This window comes from Kitasatospora sp. NPDC041988 (genome assembly GCF_055588525.1).
On the sequence record NZ_JBVJCO010000057.1, the window covers coordinates 52,856 to 58,818 of the forward strand.

The 5,963-nt window shown below is 71.9% G+C and carries 7 protein-coding genes; 3 read left to right on the plus strand and 4 right to left on the minus strand.

All coding sequences use genetic code 11. The features are described 5' to 3' along the window. Window positions 1–113: 113 nt before the first annotated feature. Both ACZ6NC_RS36895 and ACZ6NC_RS36900 read right to left on the minus strand, forming a co-directional pair. Window positions 114–689 (minus strand): TerD family protein, encoded by a 576-nt coding sequence (locus ACZ6NC_RS36895; RefSeq protein WP_148643379.1) that lies wholly within the window; start codon window positions 687–689, stop codon window positions 114–116. A gap of 125 nt (window positions 690–814) precedes the next feature. Further along, the gene (locus tag ACZ6NC_RS36900) at window positions 815–1,312 is read right to left on the minus strand and encodes a hypothetical protein (protein ID WP_465738251.1); all 498 of its coding nucleotides are present in this window, start codon (window positions 1,310–1,312) and stop codon (window positions 815–817) included. Between the two features lie 53 nt (window positions 1,313–1,365). On the opposite strand from ACZ6NC_RS36900, the gene arfB reads away from it, so the two are divergent. Then, a complete protein-coding gene (gene arfB / locus ACZ6NC_RS36905) occupies window positions 1,366–1,797 on the plus strand; it encodes an alternative ribosome rescue aminoacyl-tRNA hydrolase ArfB (protein ID WP_465738252.1) in 432 nt (143 codons plus the stop codon). A gap of 14 nt (window positions 1,798–1,811) precedes the next feature. Here arfB and ACZ6NC_RS36910 read toward each other — a convergent pair whose 3' ends face one another. Then, window positions 1,812–2,339: a flavin reductase family protein gene (locus ACZ6NC_RS36910; RefSeq protein ID WP_465738253.1), complete on the minus strand. Its 528-nt coding sequence runs from the start codon at window positions 2,337–2,339 to the stop codon at window positions 1,812–1,814. 368 nt (window positions 2,340–2,707) lie between these two features. Here ACZ6NC_RS36910 and ACZ6NC_RS36915 point away from each other — a divergent pair, with 368 nt between their 5' ends. Together ACZ6NC_RS36915 and ACZ6NC_RS36920 are read left to right on the plus strand one after the other, a co-directional pair. Further along, window positions 2,708–4,519, plus strand: a complete 1,812-nt coding sequence (locus tag ACZ6NC_RS36915) for a GGDEF domain-containing protein (protein WP_465738254.1) — start codon at window positions 2,708–2,710, stop codon at window positions 4,517–4,519. A gap of 143 nt (window positions 4,520–4,662) precedes the next feature. Further along, window positions 4,663–5,670 carry a carbohydrate-binding protein gene (locus ACZ6NC_RS36920; RefSeq protein WP_465738255.1) on the plus strand — a complete coding sequence of 336 codons (1,008 nt, stop codon included), beginning with the start codon at window positions 4,663–4,665 and terminating at the stop codon, window positions 5,668–5,670. Between the two features lie 77 nt (window positions 5,671–5,747). Here ACZ6NC_RS36920 and ACZ6NC_RS36925 read toward each other — a convergent pair. Next, a partial coding sequence (locus ACZ6NC_RS36925) for an amidohydrolase family protein (protein WP_465738256.1) occupies window positions 5,748–5,963 on the minus strand: 216 nt, incomplete at its 5' end.

Consider the following 5,963-nt stretch of genomic DNA (forward strand, 5'->3'; position numbering starts at 1 on the left):
GGGGGGTCCTGGGACAGGGGGGGGCCTGTGTGCTGTGTTGGGGGGAGAGGGGGGGAGGAAAGCGCCAGGCGCCCGGCCCCTGACAGAGGGGGCCGGGCGCTTCGGGGCTGGCGTCAGAGCTGGACGCCGAAGTCCTGGGCGATGCCCGCTAGGCCGGAGGCGTAGCCCTGGCCGACGGCACGGAACTTCCACTCGGCGCCGTTGCGGTAGAGCTCGCCGAAGATCATGGCGGTCTCGGTGGCGGCGTCCTCGGAGAGGTCGTAGCGGGCGATCTCGGCGCCGCCGGCCGCGTTGACCACGCGGATGTAGGCGTTGCGGACCTGGCCGAAGTTCTGCGACCGGGCCACGGCGTCGTAGATCGAGACTGGGAAGGTGATCTTGACGGCCTCGGCCGGCAGGCCGGCCAGGTTGACGTTGATCGCCTCGTCGTCGCCGGCGCCCTCACCGGTGCGGTTGTCGCCGGTGTGGACGACGGTGCTGTCCGGGGTGCTGGTGTTGTTGAAGAAGACGAAGTGGCTGTTGGACAGCACCTTGCCGTCCGCGTTCAGCACGATCGCGCTGGCGTCGAGGTCGAACTCGGCGCCGGTCGTGGTGCGGACGTCCCAGCCGAGACCGACGGTGACCGCGGACAGGCCGGGGGCCTCCTTGGTCAGCGAGACGTTGCCACCCTTGGAGAGGCTCACTGGCATGGTGTTTGCTGTCCCTTCGTTGCTTTTGCCCGGGATAACGCGAGAGACCGTGGGCTTGGTTCCAGGCTCCCCGGCAAATTCTTTTGGGTGAATCACGTCAGGGCAATGGCCGGATCAAATTTCGATCAGATTCGGCGGAAGCGGCCCTGGAGTGACCAGATGGTCGGATTGTCGGCCAGATCGGGGTGCATGTCGAAGAGGTCGGCCAGAGTGTCCTGGAGGAAGTCGCGGGCCTCGCGCCGCAGGTCGCTGTGGCGGACCACGGCGGGTTCCTCGTCCGGCAGCCAGGTGGCGCCGATCTCTACCCAGTTGAAGCGGCGGGCGAACCGCAGCAGTTCGGTGTTCTGGGTGAAGTCGAGGTCGGCGGTCTGCACCCGGGCGGCGCGGCTGCCGTCGGGGTCGCGGTCCAGTTCCTCGGCGATGTCGCAGAGTGCCCAGGCGAAGTCGAGCACCGGCACCCACCCCCAGGCTGTGGACAGTTCGACGCCGTCGCTGTCCAGGAAGACGTCGCCGCAGAACAGGTCGTACCGCAGCGCGTGCACGGAGGCGGTGCGGTAGTCGGTCTGCGGGGGGTCGGGGAAGCGGTTGGAGAGGGAGTAGCCGAGCTCGATCACGTACGCCATTGTCCTGGTAAAACCGCGTGACCGGCGCGTCCCCGGCGCGGGATGATGGGCGCATGCCTGAGCCCATCCGCGTACGGGGGTCGGTGGTCGTCCCCGACGCCGAGCTCGTCTGGCGCTTCTCGCGTTCCTCTGGCCCCGGTGGCCAGCACGTCAACACCTCCGACACCCAGGTCGAGCTGCGCTACGACCTGGCGGCCTCCGCGGCGCTGCCCGAGGTGTGGAAGCAGCGCGCCCTGGAGCGGCTGGCCGGCCGGCTGGTGGACGGGCGGGTGCTGGTGGTGCGCGCCTCGGAGCACCGCTCGCAGTGGCGCAACCGCGAGGTCGCCGCGGCCCGGCTGGCGTCGCTGCTGGGCGAGGCCACCGCGCCGCCGCCGAAGACCCGCCGGGCGACGAAGCCGAGTCGGGGCATGGTCGAGCGGCGGCTCTCCAACAAGCGGCACCGGGCCGAGCTGAAGCAGGGCCGGCGCGTCCCGAAGGGCGAGTAGGCGGGCCCGGCGGCTCAGCCGAGCTGCCGGTAGCCGCCGCGGAAGTAGAGCAGCGGGAGGCCGCCCGGGTTGGGCACGACCGCCTGCAGGACGCGGCCGAGCAGCAGGGTGTGGTCGCCGGCGGGTATCCGCTGCTCGGTGCGGCACTCGACGGTGGCGAGCGCGCCGTCGATCAGCGGTGCGTCGCTGTACGGGCCGCGGTGGTGCGGTGCGTCGGCGAACAGCAGCCGGTCGCTGAGCCGGCCCTTCATGGCGAACCGCGAGCCGAGCGCCTTCTGCTCCTCGGAGAGCAGTGAGACCGCCCAGGTCTCCGTGCGGGCGAGCACCTCGTCCATCCGGGAGTCCTCGCGGACGGAGATCAGCACCAGTGGCGGCTCCAGCGACACGGAGAGGAAGGACGTGGCGGTCATGCCGACGTCCTCGCCGTCCTCCGGGTCGTGGACGGTCACCAGGCTCACGCCCGAGGCGAGCTGGGAGAGCGCCGCCCGGAACTCGTCGGGCGTCGCTTGGGAGGCAGCCTCGGGCTGCGGAGACGAGTACACGTACCGCACGGTAGTCGGCGGCGGTGCGAAAGGGCATCGGACCGTGGTCGTAGGACCAGGGCCGCAGAGGTCACGGTTCGCGGCCGGCCTCACCCCCAGGAGTGAAGGCAGGGGGCCTGCCGGCCGCCTGATGACTTCAGTGCGCGGCCAATGCGGCCGACCACCAGAAATGTTCCGATAAAGCCTTATGTCCCGTTATGGGGCGGATGAGCTGATTAAGGGCGCATAAGTGTCGTGTGATTTAAGTCACAAGTGATGGCCTATTGCTGACCGAGCGTGCCGAACGCTGTGCTCCCTGTGATTCAGTTCTTCTGGCAATCGGACGATAACCATTCAAGAACTATCCGAAGCAGCCGGGGAGCCCCCGCATGGAAGCCGAGTCGGAGCCCTACGTCCGTCTCGCGACCCTCCGCACCTTGCACCGGGTCGTGGCGGACCTCAACGCTGCCCGCAGCCTGGCGGGCACGCTGCAGGCCGTGGTCGAGGGCGCGGTGCACGGGCTCGGCTTCGACGCGGCGGCTGTCAGCCTGGTCCGGCCGGACGGGGACCTCGTGGTGGCGGCCGTCTGGGAGCTGGAGGAGAGCGCCATGGGCGGCCCCTCCGTCCTGCTCGGCCAGGTCGGCTCCCGGGAGTCCTGGGACCGGCTGCTCGGCGTCAGCGACCACTGGGGCACGCTCCGCTTCCTCCCCTACGACCGCGGCTGGGCCGTGGCCAGCGACATCCCGCGGTGGATCGGCGACGGCCCGATGCCCGTCTACGCCAACGACTGGCACCCCGCCGACGCCCTGCTCGCACCTATGTACAGCGCCGGCGGCGACCTGCTCGGCGTCCTCTCGGTGGACCGCCCGCGCAGCGGCAAGCGGCCCGGCGCCTGGACCAGGGAGGCGCTGGAGATGTTCTCGCTCCAGGCCTCCATCGCGATCGGCAACGCCCGGCTGCGGGCCGAGATGCAACGCGCGCTGGCCCGCCTGGAGAAGGAACAGCAGGCGCTGCGGGCCAGCGAGGAGAGCTTCCGCCAGGCCTTCGAGTACGCGCCCAGCGGGATGGCCATCACCGAACTGCACGGCGCCGGCCGCGGTCAGCTGACCAGGGTCAACGACGCGCTCTGCCGCCTGCTCGGCCGCCCCCGCGCGGTACTGCGCCAGCAGAGCTTCGCCGACCTCGTCCACCCGGACGACCGCGCGCTGCTGGAGCGCACCAGCGCCGAGAGCGGCCGGGCGGAGCTGCGGCTCTCCCGCCGCGACGGCGGCTACCAGTGGGTCTGTCTGCGCAACTCGATCGTCGCCGACGCGGCCGAGGGCCCGAGCTTCCTGCTCACCCACGTCGAGGACATCGAGGACCGGAAGCGGCACGAGCTCCAGCTCGCCCACCGGGCCAGCCACGACGCGCTCACCGGGCTCCCGAACAGTGCCGAGCTGAAGGCCAGGCTGGGACGGCGGCTCTGCAACGAACCGCAGACCGTCGGCGCCGTCGCGGCTGCGGCGGCCGGGCTCGGCGAGGGCGCGTACCCGCAGCCGTACGCCGGCTACCCCGCCGACTCCTACAGCGCGCACGCCGCGTACGACGGCCTGGAGGGTGCGGACGCGCTCTCCGCGCCCGTCCACCACTACGGCGCGTTCGAGGGCTACGCGCTGCCGCCCGCAGCGCCGGGCGGGTACGGCGAGCACGTGCACGCGGTGGTCCCGGCCGACCACGGCGCGGGCGGCGACGTCTGGTCGGGCCCGTTCCGCTCGGGCGGTGCGGCGGCCGGGGTGGACAAGGGGCTCGCGGTGATCTTCTGCGACCTCGACGGCTTCAAGTCGATCAACGACCGGTTCGGCCACAACGCGGGCGACGCCGTCCTGGTCGAGGTGGCCCGTCGGCTCAGCCAGGCGGTGCGGGACGGCGACACGGTGGCCCGGCTCGGCGGCGACGAGTTCGTGGTGCTGGCCGACGGCATCGGCCGGGAGGAGGCCAAGGACCTCGCCCACCGGCTGCGCAACGCGATCATTCCGCCGATGCGGATCGACGGCCGGGCGATGCGGGTCGGCGTCAGCCTCGGCATCGGTTGGGCGGGCTGCGGGATGAGCATCGAGGAAGTCCTGCACACCGCGGACGAACGGATGTACGACGAGAAGCGGGCCCGGGGCGGTTCGGTGCGCGGGGCCCGGGGCGAGCGCTCGCACCGCCGGGCCGGTTAGCGACCGTTAGCCGGGGCGAAGCTACCGGCGGGTTGTCAAGGGGTCTTTCCGGGGGGTCGCCGGGGGCAGGTAGGGTTCCCGGGTACGAGCGACCACTGGCGCCGGCGGCACGGAAGTCCGGCGACGCGAACGCGATGGGGGAGTTGACCACCGTGACGACCGCCGGCAGCAACGGAGTGCCCGAGAGCCCGGAGGGCGGTGCCCCGCAGGACGACGACCCCTTCGGTTACCTCTACCGTCCGGCCGACGGCAGTGCCGCGCAGTCGGCCGAGCCGCAGCAGGGCGTGCCACGCACGTCGTACAACCGCCCGATGGAGGTCGGCCGCGCCCAGTACGGGCAGCAGTCGTACCCGCCGCAGCAGCGCCAGCAGCCGTACCCCCCGCAGCAGCAGGGCTACCCGCAGTCCGGCCAGCCCGGCCAGTCGGGCCAGCCGTACGGGCAGCAGCCCGAGTACGGCGGCGGCGCGCCCACCCAGCAGGCCCGGTACGCCGAGCGCTCCCGGCCGCAGCCGGGGGAGGAGCGGCCGAGCGGCGGGCGGAGCAAGGGTGCGGTGATCGGCGCGGTGGCGGTGGTCGCGGCCATCGCGATCGGCGCCGGAATAGCGCTCTCCAGCGGGGACCCGGACGGCGACAAGAACGCCAAGAACGGCAGCCAGACCACCGCGCCGCCCGCCCCGAGCAGCGGCACGGGCTCGGGGTCGGGCAGCCCGTCGGCCACCGGCTCGCCGTCGGCCGGCGCCTCCGGCACCACCGGGCCGTCCACCGTCGACGCCGCGCAGTTGCAGGGGCAGAACGCGCCGTCCGGCAACACCGTCAAGGGCGCCAAGTCGGCGGACGGGAGCTATCTGACGTTGCAGTCGGGCTCCACGGTGAGCTGGACCGGGGACATCGCCACGGCCGGTACGTACAAGCTGACCGTGCACTTCAACAACGCGGCGGCCGACGTGAAGGCCTCGGCCTCGGTCAACGGCAAGGACTGGCCGAGCGGGCTGCAGTTCAAGAACTACTCGCCCGGCCAGGACCCGGCGTCCTCCTGGTTCAAGACGTTCATCCTCCCGCCGCTGCAGGCCGGTTCGAACACCGTCACCATCTCGAACCCGAGCGGGCCGGTGCTGATCGACCAGATCATGGTGGAGCCGTACAGCGCCTGACGACGGCGCCCGGACGCGTGACGGCCGCCCGTTCCCCTCGGGGAGCGGGCGGCCGTCGTCGTGCTACCGGCGGTTCGTCAGGCGGGCTTGACCGTGGCGAACTTCTCGCCGCCGGTGATCCACTCGCCCCGGCGCATCACGGCGACCAGGTCGTGGCTGTCGGAGTCGACCACGACGAGGTCGGCGTTCTTGCCGGTCTCCAGCGAGCCGACGGTGTCGGCGAGGCCGAGCAGGCGGGCGGGGACGGCGGAGAGCGACTCGACGGCCTGGTCCAGCGTCAGGCCGTTGACGGT